We start from the raw sequence: 20,936 nt of genomic DNA, 5'->3' as shown, positions 1-20,936 counted from the left end.
ACGATGCGGATCTTCAAGCTGCCCGACCTGGGCGAAGGCCTGCAGGAAGCCGAGATCGTGACGTGGCACGTCCAGCCCGGCGACACCGTGCAGGCCGACCAGCCGCTGCTGTCGGTGGAAACCGCCAAGGCCATCGTCGAGATTCCGTCGCCGTTCGGCGGCCAGGTGGCCAGGCTGTACGCGCAGCCCGGCGACATCGTCCACCTGGGCGCCCCGCTGGTGGGCTTTGAAGGCGTGGGCGCGGCCGACGATGCGGGCACCGTGGTGGGCAATGTCGAGGTGGGCACGCACGTGGTGCGCGAAAGCGAAACGCGCGTGGGCGCCGCCGGCATCGTGGGCGGCCACGGCCTCAAGGCGACGCCTGCGGTGCGCGCACTGGCGCGCAAGCTGGCAGTGGATCTGGCCATGGTGACGCCTTCGGGCCGCGACGGGGTGATTACCGCCACCGACGTGCAGCGGGTGGCCACCACGCTGGCCGAGGTCGGGCCGGCCGAAGTGGTACGAGGCGTGCGGCGCGCCATGGCCCAGAACATGGCGCGCGCGCAGAGCGAGGTGGCCGCGGCCACCGTCATGGACGACGCCGATCTGCACGCATGGCAGACCGTGGGCAGCACGGCCAGCGGGCATGACATCACGATCCGCCTGGTGCGGGCGCTGGTGGCCGGCGTACGCGCCGAGCCCGCGCTCAACGCCTGGTACGAGGGCCGTACCGGCCGCCGCCATCTGCTGGAACGCATCGACGTGGGCATTGCGGCAGACCTGCCGGAAGGGCTGTTCGTACCGGTGCTGCGCAATGTGGGCAAGCGCGATCCGGCCGACCTGCGCAACGGGCTCGACCGGATGCGGGCCGACATCAAGGCCCGTACCATCGCCCCCGAGGAAATGCGCGGCAATACCATCACGCTGTCGAACTTCGGCATGATCGCCGGCCGCTATGCGGCCCCGATCGTGGTGCCACCCACGGTGGCTATCCTCGGTGCCGGGCGCATCCGCGACGAAGTGGTGGCCGCCGGCGGCCAGCCAGCCGTGCATCGCGTGTTGCCGCTGTCGCTGACGTTCGATCACCGCGTGGTCACCGGCGGCGAGGCGGCGCGCTTCCTGCGCGCGGTCATCACCGACCTGGAGCGCCCGGACTAGGGAGTGACGCACGCGTTACCGGGAAAATTCCGCCACCGGAACGAGGGCATTCGCGCGCCGCGCTTCCTATACTGGATAGCCCCGGCCATGGCGACTGCCGCGCGTGCCGGACATCCATCCGACAACTGCATACCACCCTGAAGGAGCCTGACCATGGCCATCCGCATTGGCGAGACCGCCCCGGACTTCACCGCAGAGACCACCGAGGGCAAGATCAACTTCCACGAATGGATCGGCGACAGCTGGGCCATCCTGTTTTCGCACCCCAAGGACTTCACGCCGGTCTGCACCACCGAGCTGGGCTACATGGCCAAGCTGAAGCCCGAATTCGACAAGCGCAATACGAAGATCATCGGCCTGTCGATCGACCCCGTGGGCGACCATTCGCGCTGGGCCAAGGACATCGAGGAAACGCAGGGCACCGCCGTCAACTACCCGATGATCGGCGACCCCGACCTGACCGTGGCCAAGCTCTACGACATGATCCATCCCGAGGCCAGCGGCGGCGGCCCGCGCACCGCCGTGGACAACGCCACGATCCGCTCGGTGTTCTGGATCGGCCCGGACAAGAAGATCAAGGCCATGCTGGTCTATCCGATGAGCGCCGGCCGCAATTTCGACGAGGTGCTGCGCCTGCTCGATTCTCTGCAGCTCAACGCCAAGCACACGGTGGCCACGCCCGTGAACTGGAAACCGGGCGACGACGTGATTATCCCGACTTCGGTTTCCGACGAGGACGCAAAGAAGAAATATCCGGACGGATTCAAGACGCTCAAGCCGTACCTGCGTACGGTGGCCCAGCCGAAGTAACCCACGGCCGGGGTAACTCGACTGGATGAGCCAATGGTGCGGTATACCTGTTTGAGTTAGTCCATCTGGCCTGTGGAACTATCCACAGGTTGCGTGGATAATCGCCCTCTTGACAGCCCGCAAACCCGCGCCAGCCTTGAGATGAGCTGGACTGCCTTTTTTTTGGGCAAACGCCGTTGCGGGGGTTTTATTGCCTTCGGCGGCGATTTATGCAGGGCGCCCGCCGGACACCAAAACGACGCGCCCCTCGCCCGCATGACGGGAGAGGGGCGCGGGTTTCCGCCACTGCGGGCGTCAGTACTTCCGGCTTCGGTACTTCCGATTATTTCCGTTTATTCCCGATTATTCGCTTACGGATGCCGCGCCAGCACGCCGCGGATCGTATCGGCCAGGTCCTTGGCCAGGAACTTCGACACATAGGCGTCGGCGCCCACCTTGCGCACGTGCTCTTCGCTGGCCTCGCCCGACAGCGACGAATGGATGATCACGGGCAGCGACTTCAGCCTTGCATCGGCCTTGATCTTGCGCGTCAGCGTGAAGCCGTCCATCTCCGGCATTTCCAGGTCGGTCAGCACCAGCGCCACTTCGTCGCGGATCGGCCGGCCCTGGCTGGCCGTCAGTTCGGCGATCTGGCCCAGCATCTCCCAGGCTTCCTGACCGGTCTTGGTCATCACCACCTGCACGCCCATGGCCTTGAGGCCGTTCTCGATCAGCCCGCGCGCCAGCGCCGAGTCGTCCGCGCACAGGATCTTGCTGCCCGGCCGCAGGTTCAGCTGCGGGCCCACCGTGGCGGGATCGACGTCTGGCTGGCGGGTCGGCAGGACGTCGCGCAGGATCTGCTCGACGTCCAGCACCTGCACCAGGCGCGGGTTGTCGCCGCCGACATCGAGCTTGGCGATGCTGGTCACCAGCCCGCCCTTGACGCTGTTCTCGGCCGAAATCACCTGGCTCCAGTCCAGTCGTACGATCTCTTCGACGGCCTCGACCGCAAAGCCCTGCGTCGAACGTGCGTACTCGGTCACCAGCATGATGTTCAGGCCCGACTTCGGGGTGCATTCCAGCAGACGCGGCAGGTCGATGACCGGAATCACCTGGCCGCGGATATCGGCCATGCCCAGGATCGACGGCTCGGCGCCCACCACCGTGGTGACCGGCGGCATGACCAGGATTTCCCGGACCTTGAAAACGTTGATGCCGAACAGTTCGGACTGTCCGCTATGCGTCGCATCGCCAAGTCGGAACAACAGCAACTCGAACTGGTTGTTGTTGGTCAGGTTGGTGCGCTCGTCGATGTCTCTCATCGCGCTGGTCATGCTGTGGCTCCGCTTCGGCTCGGTATGTGTGGATGTGGGTGTTGCCAAGGGGCTATCGGCGGCCCTGCCGTGACCTTTAGCCCGACATGTGCCACCGACGCCGGGTGTGACGCATCGGTGGCCTCCGCGCGGCATTTCAAGGCACCGGGGCGGCCAGCGTCGGCCATTGAGGGAAATCCCTGAGCCGTTCCAGGCACCGCCGGGCCGTGGTTATTCAGGCGACGGCATGTTCCGCATGTGGCCCCGATGATGAACATGGCGGATGGCTCGCCTACCTTTGAGCCTCGCCGGATCCCGCCCGTCAGAGGCATCGGACCGGCACCCGGCCCCAGTGGCCGGACACCGAGGAACGAGACGCCCGCACCCCTTGCCCGATGCCAGCGGCAACTCCGCCCTCGCACACCCGGAACCACGTGAGACGAGGCTGACGCCCGATCCGTACGCGGACGCGCGCAGCGCCCCAGCAAGGAGACAGACCATGATCGAACAGCCGTATCCGTCCGTTACGGACGTGGACGCTGCGCCGCCGCAGGCCAGCGGCAAGCTCGACCAGTATTTCCAGATCAGTTCGCGCGGCAGCACCCAGCGCCGCGAAGTGCTGGCCGGCGTGACCACCTTCATGGCGATGGTTTATGCCGTGTTCGTCGTGCCCGGCATGCTGGGCAAGGCCGGCTTCGACACCAGCGCCGTATTCGTGGCCGTCTGCCTGACGACGGCATTCGGCTCGCTGCTGATGGGATTGTGGGCCAGGCTGCCGATAGCCATCGGCTGCGCCATTTCGCTGACCGCCTTCATGGCCTTCGGCCTGGTGCTGGGCCAGAAGCTGTCGCCCGCCGTGGCGCTCGGCGCGGTATTCCTGATGGGCGTGGTGTTCACGGCCATCTCGGTCACCGGCGTGCGCTCCTGGATCCTGCGCAACCTGCCCGCTGGCGTGGCACACGGCGCGGGCATCGGCATCGGCCTGTTCCTGCTGCTGATCGCATCCAACGACGTGGGCCTCGTGGTCAAGAACCCCGCCCCCGGACTGCCGGTGGCGCTGGGCCACATCACGGCATTCCCGGTCATGATGTCGGTGCTGGGCCTGGCCGCGATCTTCGGCCTGGAACGCCGCCGCGTGCCGGGCGGCATCCTGCTGGTGATCGTAGCGATCTCCGCGCTGGGGCTGATGTTCGACCCGGCCGTGAAATACACCGGCGTGTTCGCGCTGCCGTCGCTGTCCGCACCGGGCCACGCGTCGTTGATCGGCGCCATGGACATTCGCGGCGCCCTGTCGGCGGCCGTGCTGCCCAGCGTGCTGGCGCTGGTGATGACCGCCGTCTTCGACGCCACCGGCACGATCCGCGCCGTTGCCGGACAGGCCAACCAGCTCGACGCCACGGGCCGCATCCACAATGGCGGCCGTGCACTGACCGCCGACTCGGTCAGCTCGATTTTCTCGGCGTTCTTCGGTGGCGCACCGGCCGCGGCCTATATCGAATCGACCGTTGGCGTAGCCGCCGGCGCGCGTACCGGCCTGGCCGCCGTCACCGTCGGCCTGCTGTTCCTGGCCGTGATGTTCTTCTCGCCGCTGGCCGGCCTGGTGCCGTCGTACGCCACGGCGCCTGCGCTGATGTACGTGGGCCTGCTGATGCTGTCGAGCGTATCGCGCCTGCATATGGACGATATGGTCGATTCGCTGTCCGGCCTGGTCTGCGCCGTATTTATCGTGCTGACCTGCAATATCGTCACCGGCATCATGCTCGGCTTCTGCACGCTGGTCATTGGCCGCATCGTTGCCGGCGAATGGCGCAAGCTCAATGTCGGCACGGTGGCCATTGCGGTGGCGCTTGCCGCGTTCTACGCCGGCGGCTGGGCCATCTGACAAGAGCATTCCCGGATCATCAGAAAAATTCCGCCGTAGCAATCGAAGGCCATCGATTGGCCGCGGCGCCGGCAACCGCGTCTCCTCCACCTGGGATGACCGGTGGATTTCCAGGGCCCTCGGGACTTTCCCCCGGGGCCTTTTTTTATATCCGCGTCCGGCCAGTCGCCCGCATGACAAAAATACCAATACTGACAATCATGCATGGGGCTGGCCGCCTCCGGAATGAAAGGCGAATGGAAGCAACGGCCCTCGCTGGGTAAAAAATCGACATCGATTTGTCGGGATCTCAGCTGGCGCATACACGAATATCCGACCCGTTGCGGTTGCCTCGCATTACCGATTCTGGTTAGGATGCGAACCGGCGCCATTGGCAAAACGCCTCGCCGGCGCCAAATAGATTCCGGAACATTCCGATAAAAGGCAGGGCAGCGGATTTTGACGCCCGGACAGTGACGAATGTTTTCGCGATTCACGTTGGAATTCGCGTTTGAATCGTGCTTTTCCGGATAATTCTTGTAATATTTTTGTTATGCGGATCGTATTGCAGCCGTACGCAATGCACCGCCAATCTGAACGGGGATCCAAAAATGCCAACTTACAAGCAACTGCTGGCTGAAAAAGAAGCACTGGAAGCAAAGCTCAGCGAAGTGCGCGCCAATGAAGTGGCCAGCGTGATCGAACAGATTCGCCAGCTGATGGCCGATTATGATCTGACCGTCGAAGACATCGCCCCGAAACGCCGTCGCGGACGCCCCGCCGGCAGCGGCGCCGCACACAAAGCCGCTGCAGCACTGCCGCCCAAGTATCGCGATCCGAAGACCGGCAAGACATGGTCCGGCCGTGGCCGCGCACCGGCGTGGCTGGGCAAGCGCCCCGAACGATTCCTGATCGAACAGGCCTGAATCCCACCGATTCGCGGGACGTGCGATCTAGCGCGTCCCCGTCCCCGCCCCCGCCTTCCCGGCCGCCCCGGCCTCGCACAGGTATTCGGGCCGCAGCGCCCTGAACCCTTGCTGCGTGGGCTCCTGGACCACCGTTGCACCGCCTTCCGCATCGGGCTGCAGCCGCAGCACGCGCGCCGTGCATTGCGTCGCGGTCTCGTCCCGCCTATACCGGATTTCATATTGCCCATTGACCTGGGGGACGAACGACACCCCGGCGGCGCAGCGCGCCTCGTCGGCAGGCGGCGCGGCGTACGACGTCACGGCGACATAGATCCGCTTGCCGGGCAGCACCTTGCGCTCGCGGGTGCGCGACGGCGGCTCCGGCGGAATACCCGCCATGTCCAGCGTCGAGTCGCGCCCCATCGAGGCCAGTTGGCGGCCCATGCCGGCCAGCACCTGCGGACGCGGCGACGGACACCGGGCAGGGTCCAGCACGTTGAACGTCGTCCGGTCGTCGGTACTGGTCATCAGGCGCACGCTGGCATAGGGCGCGTCCGACGGCACGCGGTAATATGACACGCAGCCCCCCAGCGGCAGGGTCAGGGCGACTACAACAGGCACGGCGGCAATCGGAATCCTGCACATAGCGGGCATGAAGCTGACAGTTGACCGAGGTTGGTGCCAGAGCATAGCCTTTCCGCGACATTGCCGACGTGGGCTGGACCACGTTGAGGATATCCACAGTTTCTGTGGATATCCTGCCATGTCGCCCCGGCGGGGCCCAGTCTGTGCGGCATCGCACCGGACTGCTCAAGAAATAGGCAACCAGTGGCACCCTCGACGCCGGTCTGCCGCTCCCTCCGAAACACGGCCGGAACATGGGACTGTAGGTCAGGTTCGGCCCGAACCCAAGTCCGGCATGCCCGGCGGCGCCACGCTCCAGTGCTCGGCCAGGTAGTCCACGAACGCGCGCACGCGCGGCGGCACCAGTCGGCGCTGCGGCATGACGGCGTAGATGCCGGTGACCGCGATGGGATGGTCGGGCAGCACCTGCACCAGCCGGCCCGCCCGCAGGTCGTCGCATACATGCCAGGTCGAATGCATGGCGATGCCGAACCCAGCCAGCGCCGCGTCGGCCAGCAGTTCGCCCGTATTGGCTTCTACCCTGCCGCGCACCCGCACCGCGATCTCCCCGCCCTTGCCATCGTCGAATCGCCAGACATCCGAGCGCCCCTGCGCCCCCACCAGCACCAGGCACTGGTGCCGGGCCAGGTCCTGCGGCGTCTGGGGCCAGCCGTGTTCGCGCAGGTAATCGGGCGACGCGCATAGCAGCCGCTGGTTGTCCGCGAGCTTGCGAGCCACCAGCGTGGAATCCTCCAGCGCGCCGATGCGGATCGCCAGGTCGAAGCCGCTGCTGACCAGGTCCAGCACATGATCGGTCAGGTGAACGCTGACGTTGACTCCGGGATATCGCCGCAGGAACGCGGTCAATAGCGGCGATACGTACTGGCGGCCGAACGATGCCGAGGTGGTCACGCGCAGCGTGCCCGTGATACCGGACCCGGACTGCCGCAGCGACCCCGACAGCGCCTCCAGGTCTTCCACCAGCGCCCGCCCCTGCTCCGCCAGCACCGCGCCCTCTGGCGTGGCATGCAGGCGCCGCGTGGTGCGATGCAGCAACCGGACCCCGAGGTCGCGTTCCAGCCGCTGCAGGCGCTGGCTGGCCACCGCCACCGAGATGTCCAGGCTGCGCGCCGCCGCGCTGATCGAACCCTGATCCAGAACCCGCAGAAACAGCCCGATGTCCGCAATGCGATCCATGATTCTCAATGAAATCTTGAAACTGATTATGGATATTGCCCGTTTTTCAGAAGATGGGAAAGGCCGACACTGCTGCCTTCCCCGCCATCCAACCGTCGGCCCCGCGCCGGCTTCCAACGGAGAAATTCCCATGGCTGCGTCCCCCACTTCCCCCACCGCCGGCCCGCGCACGCGGATGCCCGCGGCCCTGTATGCCCTGACGGCCGGATCGTTCGGCATCGGCTGCGCCGAGTTCGTCATCATGGGCCTGCTGCTGCAGGTGTCGGCCGACCTGGGCGTGACGATCGCCGCGGCCGGCATGCTGGTATCGGGCTACGCGCTCGGCGTATTTGCCGGGGCGCCCGTCCTGACGCTGCTGACCCGCCGCATGCCGCGCAAGGCTGTGCTCATGGCACTGATGCTGATCTACACCGTCGGCAACGCCGCGTGCGCGCTGGCGCCCGACTACACCACGCTGATGATTGCCCGCGTGGTCACGTCGCTGACGCACGGCACGTTCTTCGGCGTGGGCGCGGTCGTGGCTACGGGCCTGGTGCCGGCCAACCGTCGCGCTTCGGCCATTTCGGTGATGTTCTCGGGTCTGACGCTCGCCACGTTGCTCGGCATGCCGGCCGGTGCGTGGCTGGGCCTGCAGTTCGGCTGGCGCTCGACGTTCTGGGCCATGACGGCGATCGGCCTCGTGTCGTTGACGGTGATCGCGTTGCTGGTCCAATCCAGCCGCGACAAGACCGCGCCGGTACGGCTCGTCGACGAACTGAAAACCATCGGTCGCCCGCAGGTGCTGCTGGGTCTGCTGATGACGGTGCTGCAGGCGCTCGGCACGTTTGCCGTGATCACTTATATCCAGCCGATGCTGACGCGCGTCACGGGTTTCGCCGAAAGCGCGGTGTCGCCAATCCTGCTGCTGTTTGGCGGCGGCATGATCATCGGCAATATTCTCGGCGGGCGCCTGGCCGACCGGCGGCCCACGGGCGCCCTGCTTGGCGCGCTGCTCGCGCTGACGGTGGTGCTGGCCAGCATGACCCTGTCGCTGTACAACCCCGTGGCCGTCGTCGTCTTCGTCGGCGTGCTCGGCATCGCGGCGTTCTCCACGGTATCCCCACTGCAGTTGCGCGTACTGCGCCACGCCCAGGGCGCCGGCCAGAACCTGGCATCGAGCTTCAATATCGCAGCCTTCAACCTTGGCAACGGACTCGGCGCGTGGCTGGGCGGCGCGGTGGTGGATCACGGGCCGGGACTGCAGGCCCTGCCGTGGATCGCGGCCATCGCGCCGCTGGCGGCACTGGGTATTGCGCTGGTGGCCGTGCGCATGGAGCGCAACGCATCGGGCAAACCCGGGGCGTACCATCTCGATCCTGCTTGATAGCCGTCAACAAGGCCGCGACCGAACTTCACGATCATGCCCGCATGCTGCGGGCGTGCTCCGGTTCGTCGCAATACATGGCGCCTGCGCATCGACCCCGTGCGTTCCCCTCGCACCGATCCGACAGCACAACCCCCTCGCCGTGTACGACGCCATGTTCGACGAAAACGATCTCTACAACCGCATCCAGGACGATTTTCCGCTGCACGCACGGCCCTACCAGGCAGCCGGCGAAGCCTTCGACCTTTCGGAGCACGCCGTGCTCAGCCTGCTGGCGCGCGACGTGGGCAATGGACGCGTCAGCCGAATCGGCGCGGTCTTCGCGCCCAACACCATCTGGGCCAGCACGGTGGCCGCGCTGTCGATCCCGGCCGCACGCATCGATCGCGTGGTCGAACGCATCAACAGCGATCCCGATATCAGCCAGAGCCATGCCCGCGAAGGCCATCGCTACAACCTCTGGTTCGTGGCCGGCGCGCGGGACCGCACCACGCTCGACGGCGTGCTGTCACGCCTTGCCCTGGATATTGGCCAGCGGCCCATCGACCTGCCCCTGGAACGCGAATACCGCACCGATCTGGGCCTGCCGCTGGGCGCGACGCGCAGCCCGCGCCGCGCGCCGCTGCAGCCATCGCAAGTGTTGAATACCCCCGTACGGCCCGACTTCGATGAAGCAGACTGGCGGCTGGCCATCGCGCTGGAAGCGGGCCTGGCGCTGACGCCGCGGCCGTATCACGCGCTGGCGCGGCGTACGGGACTGGCTTTGTCGGAAACGCTGGCACGGCTGGCCAGATGGCGAAGTTCGGGCGTGATCCGGCGTTTTGGCGCCATCCTGCGGCACCGCCCCTTCGGCTACACCCATAACGTGATGTGTGTCTGGAACGTGCCCGATGCACGGGTGGATGCGGTCGGCCTGCGGCTTGCCCAGGTGCCGCACGTCACGATGTGTTTCCGGCGCACCCGGCGGCTGCCGGCGTGGCAGTACAACCTGTTCGCGATGATCCACGCCCGTAGCGCCAACGAACTGCACACCACACTGGCACGCTTTGACGCCGTCGGCGGCCTGGCCGACGTGCCGTGCGCGGTGCTGCGCGCCAGCCAGTGCTACAAGCAGCGCGGCACCCGTTTCGGGGGCGCCATGCCCGAATTCTGATTCAGGCGCCGCGCGGCTCGGGGAACAGCAGCGACAACCGCTGGGCCAGCGCGCCCAGCCACGCGGGCCGCGGCGCCGCATCGAGCCAGTATTTGACTTCAAGGCCGAGCGCCGTATCGCCGCGGATTGAAAGACGGCGCTGAAAGAACAGCGTATCGGTGTCGGCATCGCCGCTGATCAGCCGCAGGTAGCTCGACGCCGCCGCATGCAGCGTCAGGTCGGTTTCCCGGCCATCGAACGGCCCCGGCAGGAATCGGCCCTTGACGCACTGGAAGCGCACCTCCAGCCCCACGTCGTCCACCGTCAGCGAAAACGTGCGGCCATCCAGCGCCGCGGGCGGCTCCATCCAGCCCGCGCGGCGCATGGCCTCCAGGGCCACGACCAGCGGCGCCGCACGCATCGGCGCGGGCATATGGCGATGCACGCGCGCCATCATCGATTTCAGAATCGTCATGCCTCAGCCCCTTCCTCCGACAGCCAGTGAATGCCCGGCTTGCCGCTCCAGTAGCCATTGCTCCGCGCCGCGCCGGCCGGCAGCACGGCGCTTGGCGATGCGGCGCGTTCCCCGCGCCGGATGGCATCGAGATGGGCAATCACTTCGCCCGTGCCGGTGGCGTGCGGGCTGACCCGCGCGTAATCGATGCCGGCGGCCGCCATCTGCGATACCTGCGCGCAAAGATCGAGGCAGGTAGCCGATTGGGTCTGGATGCCGTTGAGCGTGAAAAAGTCCTGGCCTTCTCCCGTGGTGGCCACCAGGCCATCGGGATACGCGATGCAGCGCAAATCGCACGCATCCTTGCGCAGCCGGTGATGCCGCGCGGTGAAGCATCGCGCCGAGAACGCCAGCGGCATGCGCCCCCAGACCATGGCTTCCAAAGCCAGCCCCGCCGGGCGCCCCGCCGCCAGCGCCGCCATCGTCGTGCCATCCATCTCCACCGGCACCACGCAACCCTGTGCGCCCAGGCCGGCCAGCCACGCCAGTGTGTCGGCGTGATAGACGTTCAGATGCGGGCCGCCGATAAAGGGTCGCCCGCGCATGCCATGCACGGCGCCCAGATCGTTGGCCTCCACCAGGAAGTCCTCCTGCGCGCAGACCCGCCGCATCACCGCGATGTCGCTGTCCGACTCGACCAGCACCGGCGTGGACAGCACCACCTGCTTGCCGGCATCGCGCAACATCTGCCCGACTTCGATCCAGTCGGCCAGGCGCATCTCGTGCCGCCGCGTACAGACGGCCTCGCCAAGATGGACGCGATCGACAGCCGTGTCGGCGACCGATGCATAGAATTCCAGCACTGTCGTGCGTGGCCAGTAGTACAACAACGGGCCGAGCGCGATGCGGAACGGCTCGGGATTCAGTGGGGTCATGGTTGCCATGTTGGGCTGGAATCGGGCAGGTCTCGATGCGGAGCGGGCCGGCGGCGCCGTGGCCGCCCCGGGGAAGATGGAATTACCGCCAGGGCCGGTCGTACGCGCCTTGCGTCACCTGATCGCCCTCGGCATGACGGCCCAGCGTGGCCTGCCAGTCCTGGCGTGGGACAAACCGCTTCGGGTCGCGGCACGCATCGTCGATGGCCGCGCGCAGCACGCCCACCACATCGGCCACATAGCGCGGGCTGCGCTGGCGGCCTTCGATCTTGATGGCCGCGATGCCGATATCGATCAGCGACGGCAACAGCGACACCGCATTGAGGCTGGTCGGTTCCTCCAGCACGTAGCCGCGCTCGTCTTCCACGGTAAAGCGGCCCTTGCACAGCGTGGGATAGCCGGCGGGCTCGCCCGGCGCGTAACTGTCGATCAGGATGCCCGACAGCCGCGCATGCATGGTGCCGTCCTGCTCGTCCCATCGCACCGCATGGGCCGGCGAACAGACGCCCCTGTTATTGGGGGAATCGCCGGTGGCATACGAGGACAGCAGACAGCGCCCCTCGGCCATCACGCACAGGCTGCCGAAGCCAAAGACTTCCAGTTCGACATCGGTCTGCCGGGCCAGCCGGGCAATCTGGGGCACGGACAGCACCCGGGGCAGCACCACCCGGCGGATGCCGAACTGCTCGCGCATCAACGCGATGGCGTCGGCATGCGTGGCCGAGCCCTGTACCGAAAGATGGATGCGCAGCGACGGGTGCCGCTTCGCGGCGTATGCGATCAGCCCGGCATCGGCCATGATCACGGCGTCGGCACCCAGTGCGGCAGCGGCGTCCACGGCATGGTGCCAACGCTCCACATGGCCCATCTGGGCAAACGTGTTGATGGCGAACAGCACCTCGGCGCCACGCGCATGCGCTTCGGCCACGCCGGTGCGGATATCGTCCTCGCTGAAGTTCAGGCCGCCGAAGTTGCGGGCGTTGGTGGCATCGCGCAAGCCCAGGTAGACCGCGTCGGCGCCATGCTGGAGCGCCATGCGCAGCGCCGCGAGCGATCCGGCAGGCGCTACCAGTTGAGGGCGGCGAACGGCGGTCGCCGTAGAGTGTGTCATCGCGTGATGATCCGGGAAGGGGAACCCCCGGATGCTAGCGATTCAGCGAGATTGGGCCTTTGACCCTGCGCAAACGTCGAGAAGGATCAACGCGCCGCCACTGTGTGCGTCGCCGATGCCGGCGCGCCCAGCCTGGCCGAAAGCCGGTCGGCCAGCGCGCGCACCTGCTGGCCGATACGCTCGCCGGTGGCCGTATCGATCTCGCTGGTCAGATAGCTGACGGCAATGGCGCCGGCGGCGCGGGCAGCCTGCGCGTCGAACACCGGCGCGCCAAAACAGGTCATGCCCTCGCGCATCTGGCCGTTGTCGACCGAATAGCCCATCGCCCGCACCTGCTGCAGTTCGTCGGCCAGCGCGTCGGCCGAGGCAACGCTCGCCCGGGTGAGTGGCGGCGGCAGGCCGTCCGCGAACAGCCGCTGCACCTCCGCGGCAGGCATCGTGCTGAGCATGGCCTTGCCCGTGGCCGTGTACGGCGCCGGCAGGCGCATGCCGATGCGGAAGGTCACGCCCAGCGGGCGGTCGCCGTTCTGGCAGGCCAGGTAGACCACTTCGTCCCCTTCCAGCATCGACAGCGTGACCGTGGCGTCGTGGAACGCGTCGGTCTGATCCCACAGCGCGCGGAATTCCTCGGTGATCTGCGTCTGCGCCAGAAACGCGTTGGCCCAGGTCATCACGTGCGGACCCAGCGCCATCGCCCCGCCGGGCAGCCGCTTGACCAGTTGCAGCTGCACAAGCGTGTCGCACATGCCATGCAGCGAACTCTTGGGCGCGCCGGTCAGCCGCGTCAGATCGGCCAGCGTCAGCGGATCGGCCGACGCGGCGATGGCATCGAGCACCTGCACCGCCCGTACCACGGCAGGCGACGTGGGCCGGTTCGCGGCGCTGCCGGGGGCATCGGGATCGGCGGGGGTGGCGTAAGCGGATTTGGGCATGGATGAGCTTTACGGACAGGAAGGCGGACGGCAGGAGCCCGAGCCGCACGGAACGCTGGGGACCTACTGGCGGTCTCCCCGCCATGGGCGTATGATCTGGTCATCGTTCGACATACGGAATATAGTTCAATCTATTGAACGCAGGCAAGCGATTTTATCGGCAAGCCTGCATTCGTGACTTCGGGGAAATTTGCCATGCAACTCAAGGATCCTTCACTGTTTCGCCAACAGGCTTATGTGGGCGGCCAATGGTTATCCGCCGATTCGGGCGCCACGTTCGATGTGACCGATCCGGCCACCGGCGAGGTCATCGCCAAGGTGGCCGACCTGGGCGCCGCCGAGACGGAGCGGGCGGTGGCGGCCGCCGAAGTGGCCCAGAAAAGCTGGGCGGCGCTGACCGGCAAGGCCCGCGCCAGCATCCTGCGCCGCTGGTTCGACCTGATGCTGGCCAACACCGACGACCTCGCCTATCTGATGACCCGCGAGCAAGGCAAGCCGTTGGCCGAAGCCAAGGGCGAGATCGCCTACGCGGCCAGCTTTATCGAATGGTTCGCCGAGGAAGCCAAGCGCGTGGACGGCGAGGTGCTGGCCAGCCCCGCGGCCGACAAGCGGCTGGTCACGCTGCGCCAGCCGGTGGGTGTCTGCGCCGCCATCACGCCCTGGAACTTCCCGGCCGCCATGATCACCCGCAAGGCGGCGCCGGCCCTGGCCGCCGGCTGCGCCATCGTCATCAAGCCCGCCGAACTGACGCCGCTGTCCGCGTTTGCGCTGGCCGAACTGGCCCATCGCGCCGGCGTGCCGGCCGGCGTGCTGCAGGTGGTGACCGGCGACGCCAAAACCATCGGTGCCGTGCTGACGGGCAGTCCTGTCGTGCGCAAGCTGTCGTTCACGGGCTCGACTGAAGTGGGCCGCATCCTGATGGCGCAGTCGGCGCCGACGGTCAAGCGCCTGTCGCTGGAACTGGGCGGCAACGCGCCGTTCATCGTGTTTGACGACGCCGATGTCGATGCCGCCGTCGAAGGCGCCATCGCCGCCAAGTATCGCAATGGCGGCCAGACCTGCGTCTGCGCCAACCGCTTCTATATCCAGGACGGCATCTACGATGCCTTCGCCGCCAAGTTCGCCGAGCGCACCAGCCAGCTGCGCGTGGGCAATGGCCTGGAAGACGGCGTGGTCATCGGACCGCTGATCGAGGACGCCGCGGTCGACAAGGTGGTGTCGCTGATGGACGACGCCACATCCAAGGGCGCCCGCGTGCTGACGGGCGGCGGCAAGCACAAGCTGGGCGGCACCTTCTACACGCCGACCGTCATCACGGGCGCCACGGCGGACATGCGCGTGGCGCGCGAAGAAATCTTCGGGCCCGTGGCGCCGCTGTTCCGCTTCAAGACCGACGACGAGGCCGTGGCGGCCGCCAACGACACCGAATTCGGCCTGGCTGCCTACCTGTACACGCGCGACATCGCCCGCGCGTGGCGTACCGGCGAGGCGCTCGAATATGGCATGGTCGGGCTCAACACCGGCCTGATCTCGAACGAGGTGGCACCGTTCGGCGGCATCAAGCAGTCCGGCGTCGGCCGCGAAGGCTCGCGCCACGGCATCGAGGAATACCTCGAGATCAAGTATCTTTGCCTGCAGATGTAAGGTAGCGACGCGTCCGGCTCCCCTCTCCCATCAGTGGGAAAGGGGAAAACCCCAAAAAAGCTCATACCCATACCCGGAGACATCATGAACCCGTTCCGCTTCCAGACCGTGCCGACGGTCGTCGTCGAATCCGGCGCGGCGCGCCGGCTGGGCGCGCTGCTGCGCGAGGCTTTTCCGCCGGCGCGACGCCTGTGCGTAATCACCGATGGCTTCCTGGCCCAGAGCGGGCTGCTGACGCCGGCGCTGGAAGACCTGGGCAAGCATGGCTGGCAGGTGACCGTGATCGACGACGTTGTCGCCGATCCGCCCGAGCATGTCGTGCTGGAAGCCACCGAACGGGCCCGTCAGGCCGATGCCGAAGTGGTGCTTGGCCTGGGCGGCGGCTCGTCGATGGACGTGGCCAAGCTGATTGCCGTGCTGCTGCCGGCCACGCAGTCCATCAAGGACATGTATGGCGTGAAGAAGGTCACCGGCACGCGGCTGCCGCTGGTGCAGATGCCCACCACGGCGGGCACGGGATCCGAAGTCACGGCCGTATCGATCGTCACCACGGGCGAGACCACCAAGATGGGCGTGGTGGCGCCGCAGCTGTTTGCCGACCTGGCCATCCTCGATGCGGAACTGACAGTGGGCCTGCCGCGCGGCGCCACGGCAGCAACCGGCATCGACGCGATGGTTCATGCCATCGAGGCCTACACCAGCGCGCATCTGAAGAACCCGGTCTCCGACATGCTGGCCGTGCGGGCGCTGGAACTCCTGTCGCAAAACCTGATGCGTGCCTGCGACAACGGCCACGACCTGGCCGCGCGCGAGGCCATGCTGCTGGGCGCGATGTTTGCCGGCCAGTCGTTCGCCAACGCTCCTGTGGCGGCCGTGCATGCGCTCGCTTATCCGATTGGCGGCATCTTCCACGTGGCGCACGGCCTGTCCAACGCGCTGGTGCTGCCGCACGTGATGAAATTCAACGCGCCCGCCGCCTGCAGGCGGTATGGCGAACTGTGCGACGTCGTGCTGCCCGGCACCACCGGCAGCGACGAGACCAAGACGGCAGCACTGATCGCCCATATCGAGGGCCTGGTCGAGGCCACCGGCATTCCGCGGACACTGCGCGACGTGGGCGTCAAGGAGCCGGACCTGAACCGGCTGGCCAGCGATGCCATGCTGCAAACGCGCCTGCTCGTCAACAATCCGCGCGAAGTCACCGAGGCCGACGCCTTCGCCATCTACCGCGCGGCGTTCTGAGCCAGCGCCCGAGCCACTCCGGACGGCGCGTGGCAGGCATTGGCCGCAGGCGTCGTCTTATTCCTACACCCATATCAGCCCTTGCCCGCCTCTGGCGCGAGTGGTGCTGTCCTAACCTGCAGTAACAGGGACAGCCGTGCTGCGGCGTAGACAGTCGCAGCGTCGGCAGCACCACAACAAAGGAGCGCACTATGGGTATCGGCACCATTCTTCTGATCGTCCTCGTCCTGCTGCTGATTGGCGCACTGCCAACGTGGCCGTACAGTTCCGGCTGGGGCTACGGGCCCAGCGGCGGCCTGGGGCTGATCGTCATCATTGTCGTGCTCCTGGTTGTACTGGGCCGGATCTAGCGATCCGGGGCATTCACCGCGAACCGAAGGAGATCGACATGCCAGCCAAATCCAAGGCACAGCAGATGGCGGCCGGAGCCGCCTTGTCAGCAAAGCGCGGCGAGCGCAAGGCTAGTTCGCTCAAGGGCGCATCGAAGTCGATGGCCAAGTCGATGAGCGAAGGCGAACTGAAGAAGATGGCCAGTACCAAGCAAAAGGGCAAGCCCGCGCACAAGTCGAAGAGCTAGCCAGATTTCGCCGGCCGGGCTGGCCGGCGAAACACGCCGCGGGCGGGACGTCCCCATCGGAAGGACGAGGGGGTGTTCTCCTGCGGCGTTTTCACGTCGGTTTCCAGCCGGTTTTCATATTCTTTTCATGTCCTCTGCCTGCCATCAGCCCGTCCGCTCGCACTTGCCAACGTAGCCCGGCAGGCGCTTGGCCTTGCTACTGCGCGCGAGCTGGATCGCCTGGATCATCGCGCGTGCGAAGCCTGGAATGCTCTCCATGTCTTCTGCCACGTGCCGGCGAAAAAACCCCGCCCATTGGAAATCGCCATAAGCGTTGCCCGGCTTGCGGTAGGCGCCCGCATTGCGCGTGAACGCCGCGAGGCTGCGATACGGGTCGTCGCGCATGCCCATTACGGTGGCAGGCAGGTCCTTGGCCGACAGATGTTCGCCGTGTTCGTCGTAAGGATGCAGATGGCCCAGGGCGCGCATCCGCTTCCAGAACTTGCCCTGCGGCAGGTGGCTCAGATCGTCGATGATGGCAACGGGCGCCTCCTGCCAGCCAAGTTCGAGCCACGCGCGGGCCCAATGATGATGGTCGGCGATATACAGCGCGCCACCCGGACCGGCGATCGTCTTGATGCGGTGGTCTTCCAGAAAACGCTTCAGCGCCGCGTTACTGCGCGGCCGGGCCGAAACATCCATCTTCTCGTGTACCTGATAGATCCCCAGCGTGATCTGGGTGGGCCGAAGCGTGTCGAGTTCGGCGGTGGCATGCGTCGCCATCAGTGCGTCGTCCAGGGTCAGTTATGACTGGCGACCTGCCGGTCGACGTAGTGTTCAAGTTCGCTGCCGGGATCCTCGTTGCCCGTGCTGTCCTCGGCCACTGCCTCCTGCGCCACCGGCGCGGCATGCGCGGGCCGGGCATCGCCGTCGACGCCCTTGGCTGCGCCCTGCCCGGGGATGGGCCAGCATTCGCCCTCCGCCGGATCCAGCAGCGCCGGCGCGCGCGCCGGGTCGAAATCGGACCATTGCCCGCCTTCCCACTTGCCCTTGGCCTCCTCGCAATCGCAGGCCCCGCCTTCACGCAGCACGTCCAGCGCCTCGTCACGGCGCTCGCCCTTGGCGCGGGCGGCCAGCAGGACGCCCGGCGGGCGGGCGCCGCCCGGGTCCACGGACATGATCGACACGTCCCACACGGAAAAGCCGCGCGCGTACAGCTTCTGCGCTGCCTGCTCGGCCTCGGGGATGGACGCGAAGCGCCCGGCAACAATCGAAGACATGATGTTTCTCCCTGTGTTCAGGCGTTGACCACCTCGCCGCCGTTGATGTGGAGGATCTGGCCGGTGATATAGCTTGCCGCATCGGACGCCAGGAATACGTAGCCCGCAGCCACTTCGAACGGCTGCCCCGGGCGACCCATTGGCGTCTTCTTGCCGAACTTGGCCACTTCCTCGGCCGTAAAGGTGGACGGAATCAGGGGCGTCCAGATGGGGCCCGGCGCCACGCCGTTGACGCGGATGCCGCGATCCACCACTTGCAGCGCCAGCGAACGCGTGAACGCCACGATGGCCCCCTTCGTAGCAGAGTAGTCCAGCAGATGCGCACTGCCCCGATACGCCGTGACCGAGGTCGTGTTGAGAATCACGCCGCCCTGCCCCAGATGCGGCAGCGCCGCCCGTGTCACATGGAACATCGCGAACACGTTGGTCCGGAACGTGCGCTCCAGTTGTTCGGCGCTGACGTCTTCCAGCGATTCCTGCGGATGCTGCTCTGCCGCGTTGTTGACCAGCACATCGAGCCGGCCGAACGACTTCAGCGTGTCGGCCACGACCTTGTCGGCATGATTCACGTCGCCGATATCGCCCTCGATGGGCAGCGCGCGCTGTCCGGCCTCGGTGATCAGCCTTTCGGTCTCCCGCGCATCGGCCTGCTCGTCCAGGTATGCGAACGCGACATCGGCGCCCTCACGGGCAAAAGCCACGGCAATGGCACGGCCGATACCGCTGTCCCCGCCGGTCACCAGCGCCACCTTGCCCTTCAGGCGTCCGCTGCCGACATAGTCGCCGGCGCCGCTGTCGGGCTTGGGCACCATTTCGCTTTCCAGGCCGGGCTGGCGGTCCTGATGCTGCGGCGGGAGTTTGCTTGGAGTAGACATGTCGGCTTCCGGTGCGATGATCAATGCAGACATGCGGCGCAAATTCCGTGCCGCCTTGCCGACCCTTCGCCGCCTCTGGAGGCCCCTTTGCGGGCCTGCATCGGGCGGACGCGTCCGTGCGCCGGACACCCTGGAGATGCGTAACGGTTACAAGGCGTGGCAACGATTGCCAAGCGAAGCGCTGGCGCGATCGACGCAGCACGGCACAAACCTTGCTGCTTCCCGGCCAGTTCCTGCAACGGAGACCCGATAGCCATGGCAAAGCGCCCGAGGCGGCTTGGCAAGGACGCGGCACTGATGGTGCCCATCGCTCACCTGCGTCCCACGCAGATCACGGTGGGCGCGTACCACGTCGCGCAGAAGATGCATGTCACGCGACGGCTGGACCATGCCGACCTGCCCGCCTTTCTGGACCAGCACCGCGTGCATATCGTGATCGGCCCCGAGCAGACGCTGTACATCGTCGATCATCACCACTGGGTTCGCGCATGGCAGGACATGGGCATCGACATGGTGCCAGCGCTCGTGCGCAACGACTTGAGCCACCTTTCTATCCGCAAGTTCTGGAAGCGGATGACCGACGAGCACATGGTTCACCCTTACGATGAACGCGGGCGGCGCCGGCCGATCAGTGAATTGCCGATCGACGTCCACAGCATGCGTGACGACCCGTACCGCAGCCTGGAGGCATTCGTCCAGCTGGCCGGCGGCTATCGCAAAGTCAAGACCGCCTATTCCGACTTTCGCTGGGCCGACTTTTTCCGCAAACACATCAAGGGCCCGCTAGATACCCATCACACCTTTGCGGCCGCCCTGGCCACGGGTCTGCAGCTCGCGACGAGCCCGAAGGCGCGCGACCTTCCCGGCTATCTCGGACCCTGCAAGAAGACGCGTGGCAAGGCGTGACGCCGATCCGCCTGCGGTCGTCGGGAGGTGTGGGTCAGACGGCGGCCGTCATTCGGCCGCCCTGCGCGCCGCGCCTACCCTTGCCTGGGCCCGCGCGTTGTCGCGGGCCAGCGTGAGCACGCAGCACAGCAACAGGTAGGCGCGCTTGAACTCGCTTGCCGCCTCGCGCGGGCTGCCGCTGCGTGCATGGCGAAAACCTGCGTCCAGGCGAGCCTCGATGCCGCGTTCCACATCGGGCTGCGTGTACAGCGATCGCGTGCGGTTCTGCCACAGCGCCATGGTCGCGGTATGCCGGCTATCGAGCGCGGCGGGCGACAGCGCCTCATCGGGCTTGCTCAGCACCAGCCGCATTTCGCACAACGCCTGCATCAGCACGCGCGCCTGGCGCAGGTCGCTGCCGCGCGGCGCACGCGCCGAGGCGCCCTTGCCATGCTGCGCCTTCGCGGCGAGCCGGGCTGGGGAGATCCGCCGCGCCATATGGCCGTGGCCCGCCGCGCTGTGGTCGCCGGCAACGCCTACGACATCGGATGTGAGGGAATTTCCAGCAGTGGAAAGCGACTGACGCGCTTCCGTGAGAAAGGTTGCCGGGCTGCTGCTGTCAGCCCCGAGGTAACCGATGACTGCGTGTTCCACCTTGAGCCTCGATTGCTATGCGTGTTCTGCTTGTTGTCGGTACA

The 20,936-nt window shown here is 66.7% G+C and carries 22 protein-coding genes; 11 read left to right on the top strand and 11 right to left on the bottom strand.

From position 1 onward, the window contains the following. Window positions 1-3: 3 nt before the first annotated feature. Complete coding sequence (locus tag BLQ58_RS12935) at window positions 4-1,137, top strand: dihydrolipoamide acetyltransferase family protein (protein WP_092598466.1); 1,134 nt, start codon at window positions 4-6, stop codon at window positions 1,135-1,137. 153 nt (window positions 1,138-1,290) lie between these two features. Further along, complete coding sequence (locus BLQ58_RS12930; protein ID WP_092598463.1) at window positions 1,291-1,947, top strand: peroxiredoxin; 657 nt, start codon at window positions 1,291-1,293, stop codon at window positions 1,945-1,947. Between the two features lie 350 nt (window positions 1,948-2,297). Here BLQ58_RS12930 and BLQ58_RS12925 read toward each other — a convergent pair whose 3' ends face one another. After that, window positions 2,298-3,260 carry a chemotaxis protein gene (locus BLQ58_RS12925; protein ID WP_092598459.1) on the bottom strand — a complete coding sequence of 321 codons (963 nt, stop codon included), beginning with the start codon at window positions 3,258-3,260 and terminating at the stop codon, window positions 2,298-2,300. A gap of 478 nt (window positions 3,261-3,738) precedes the next feature. On the opposite strand from BLQ58_RS12925, the gene BLQ58_RS12920 reads away from it, so the two are divergent. Together BLQ58_RS12920 and BLQ58_RS12915 are read left to right on the top strand one after the other, a co-directional pair. After that, window positions 3,739-5,121: an NCS2 family permease gene (locus BLQ58_RS12920; RefSeq protein WP_092598455.1), complete on the top strand. Its 1,383-nt coding sequence runs from the start codon at window positions 3,739-3,741 to the stop codon at window positions 5,119-5,121. Window positions 5,122-5,711: 590 nt separating this feature from the next. Further along, window positions 5,712-6,026: an H-NS histone family protein gene (locus BLQ58_RS12915; RefSeq protein WP_092598452.1), complete on the top strand. Its 315-nt coding sequence runs from the start codon at window positions 5,712-5,714 to the stop codon at window positions 6,024-6,026. Between the two features lie 27 nt (window positions 6,027-6,053). Here BLQ58_RS12915 and BLQ58_RS12910 read toward each other — a convergent pair whose 3' ends face one another. Beyond that, window positions 6,054-6,629 carry a hypothetical protein gene (locus tag BLQ58_RS12910; RefSeq protein WP_254775924.1) on the bottom strand — a complete coding sequence of 192 codons (576 nt, stop codon included), beginning with the start codon at window positions 6,627-6,629 and terminating at the stop codon, window positions 6,054-6,056. A gap of 270 nt (window positions 6,630-6,899) precedes the next feature. Continuing rightward, window positions 6,900-7,829 carry a LysR family transcriptional regulator gene (locus BLQ58_RS12905; RefSeq protein ID WP_092598446.1) on the bottom strand — a complete coding sequence of 310 codons (930 nt, stop codon included), beginning with the start codon at window positions 7,827-7,829 and terminating at the stop codon, window positions 6,900-6,902. Window positions 7,830-7,959: 130 nt separating this feature from the next. On the opposite strand from BLQ58_RS12905, the gene BLQ58_RS12900 reads away from it, so the two are divergent. Together BLQ58_RS12900 and BLQ58_RS12895 are read left to right on the top strand one after the other, a co-directional pair. Then, window positions 7,960-9,192 carry an MFS transporter gene (locus BLQ58_RS12900; protein ID WP_092598443.1) on the top strand — a complete coding sequence of 411 codons (1,233 nt, stop codon included), beginning with the start codon at window positions 7,960-7,962 and terminating at the stop codon, window positions 9,190-9,192. A gap of 154 nt (window positions 9,193-9,346) precedes the next feature. Next, window positions 9,347-10,345: a siroheme decarboxylase subunit beta gene (locus BLQ58_RS12895; RefSeq protein ID WP_092598768.1), complete on the top strand. Its 999-nt coding sequence runs from the start codon at window positions 9,347-9,349 to the stop codon at window positions 10,343-10,345. Window position 10,346: 1 nt separating this feature from the next. Here the strand turns inward: BLQ58_RS12895 and BLQ58_RS12890 are convergent, their stop codons facing one another. The 4 genes from BLQ58_RS12890 to BLQ58_RS12875 form a co-directional block, all read right to left on the bottom strand. Further along, entirely contained in the window at window positions 10,347-10,799 is a 453-nt protein-coding gene (locus BLQ58_RS12890) for a ubiquinone anaerobic biosynthesis accessory factor UbiT (RefSeq protein ID WP_092598440.1), read from the bottom strand. Next, window positions 10,796-11,722 carry a U32 family peptidase gene (locus BLQ58_RS12885; protein WP_254775923.1) on the bottom strand — a complete coding sequence of 309 codons (927 nt, stop codon included), beginning with the start codon at window positions 11,720-11,722 and terminating at the stop codon, window positions 10,796-10,798. Before BLQ58_RS12885 ends, BLQ58_RS12890 begins: the two co-directional genes overlap by 4 nt. Before the next feature lie 73 nt (window positions 11,723-11,795). Next, window positions 11,796-12,749 carry a ubiquinone anaerobic biosynthesis protein UbiU gene (locus tag BLQ58_RS12880; protein ID WP_092598434.1) on the bottom strand — a complete coding sequence of 318 codons (954 nt, stop codon included), beginning with the start codon at window positions 12,747-12,749 and terminating at the stop codon, window positions 11,796-11,798. Between the two features lie 161 nt (window positions 12,750-12,910). Further along, window positions 12,911-13,756, bottom strand: a complete 846-nt coding sequence (locus BLQ58_RS12875; RefSeq protein WP_092598431.1) for an IclR family transcriptional regulator — start codon at window positions 13,754-13,756, stop codon at window positions 12,911-12,913. A gap of 195 nt (window positions 13,757-13,951) precedes the next feature. Between BLQ58_RS12875 and BLQ58_RS12870 the strand changes: the two genes are divergently transcribed. The 4 genes from BLQ58_RS12870 (at window position 13,952) to BLQ58_RS12855 (ending at window position 17,219) form a co-directional block, all read left to right on the top strand. Further along, the gene (locus BLQ58_RS12870) at window positions 13,952-15,400 is read left to right on the top strand and encodes an NAD-dependent succinate-semialdehyde dehydrogenase (protein WP_092598428.1); all 1,449 of its coding nucleotides are present in this window, start codon (window positions 13,952-13,954) and stop codon (window positions 15,398-15,400) included. Window positions 15,401-15,484: 84 nt separating this feature from the next. After that, window positions 15,485-16,642, top strand: a complete 1,158-nt coding sequence (locus BLQ58_RS12865) for an iron-containing alcohol dehydrogenase (RefSeq protein WP_092598425.1) — start codon at window positions 15,485-15,487, stop codon at window positions 16,640-16,642. A gap of 191 nt (window positions 16,643-16,833) precedes the next feature. Continuing rightward, window positions 16,834-16,992 (top strand): DUF3309 family protein, encoded by a 159-nt coding sequence (locus tag BLQ58_RS12860; protein ID WP_092598422.1) that lies wholly within the window; start codon window positions 16,834-16,836, stop codon window positions 16,990-16,992. A 38-nt stretch (window positions 16,993-17,030) separates the two neighbouring features. Beyond that, entirely contained in the window at window positions 17,031-17,219 is a 189-nt protein-coding gene (locus BLQ58_RS12855) for a DUF3008 family protein (RefSeq protein ID WP_092598419.1), read from the top strand. A gap of 144 nt (window positions 17,220-17,363) precedes the next feature. Here BLQ58_RS12855 and BLQ58_RS12850 read toward each other — a convergent pair whose 3' ends face one another. From BLQ58_RS12850 to BLQ58_RS12840, 3 genes are read right to left on the bottom strand one after another with little or no spacing between them, the layout of a single operon-like run. Then, window positions 17,364-17,981, bottom strand: a complete 618-nt coding sequence (locus tag BLQ58_RS12850) for a ParB-like protein (protein WP_092598416.1) — start codon at window positions 17,979-17,981, stop codon at window positions 17,364-17,366. 17 nt (window positions 17,982-17,998) lie between these two features. Beyond that, window positions 17,999-18,478, bottom strand: coding sequence for a hypothetical protein (locus BLQ58_RS12845; RefSeq protein ID WP_092598413.1), 480 nt, complete (start codon window positions 18,476-18,478; stop codon window positions 17,999-18,001). Window positions 18,479-18,495: 17 nt separating this feature from the next. Further along, window positions 18,496-19,353: an SDR family oxidoreductase gene (locus BLQ58_RS12840; protein ID WP_092598765.1), complete on the bottom strand. Its 858-nt coding sequence runs from the start codon at window positions 19,351-19,353 to the stop codon at window positions 18,496-18,498. Between the two features lie 255 nt (window positions 19,354-19,608). Here BLQ58_RS12840 and BLQ58_RS12835 point away from each other — a divergent pair, with 255 nt between their 5' ends. Continuing rightward, complete coding sequence (locus BLQ58_RS12835) at window positions 19,609-20,259, top strand: ParB-like protein (protein ID WP_092598410.1); 651 nt, start codon at window positions 19,609-19,611, stop codon at window positions 20,257-20,259. Between the two features lie 48 nt (window positions 20,260-20,307). Here the strand turns inward: BLQ58_RS12835 and BLQ58_RS12830 are convergent, their stop codons facing one another. Continuing rightward, window positions 20,308-20,892: a hypothetical protein gene (locus tag BLQ58_RS12830; protein WP_139186102.1), complete on the bottom strand. Its 585-nt coding sequence runs from the start codon at window positions 20,890-20,892 to the stop codon at window positions 20,308-20,310. Window positions 20,893-20,936: the final 44 nt, after the last annotated feature.

Source organism: Ralstonia sp. 25mfcol4.1 (assembly GCF_900104095.1).
GTDB lineage: Bacteria > Pseudomonadota > Gammaproteobacteria > Burkholderiales > Burkholderiaceae > Cupriavidus.
This window is presented reverse-complemented; position numbering and strand designations above follow the sequence as displayed.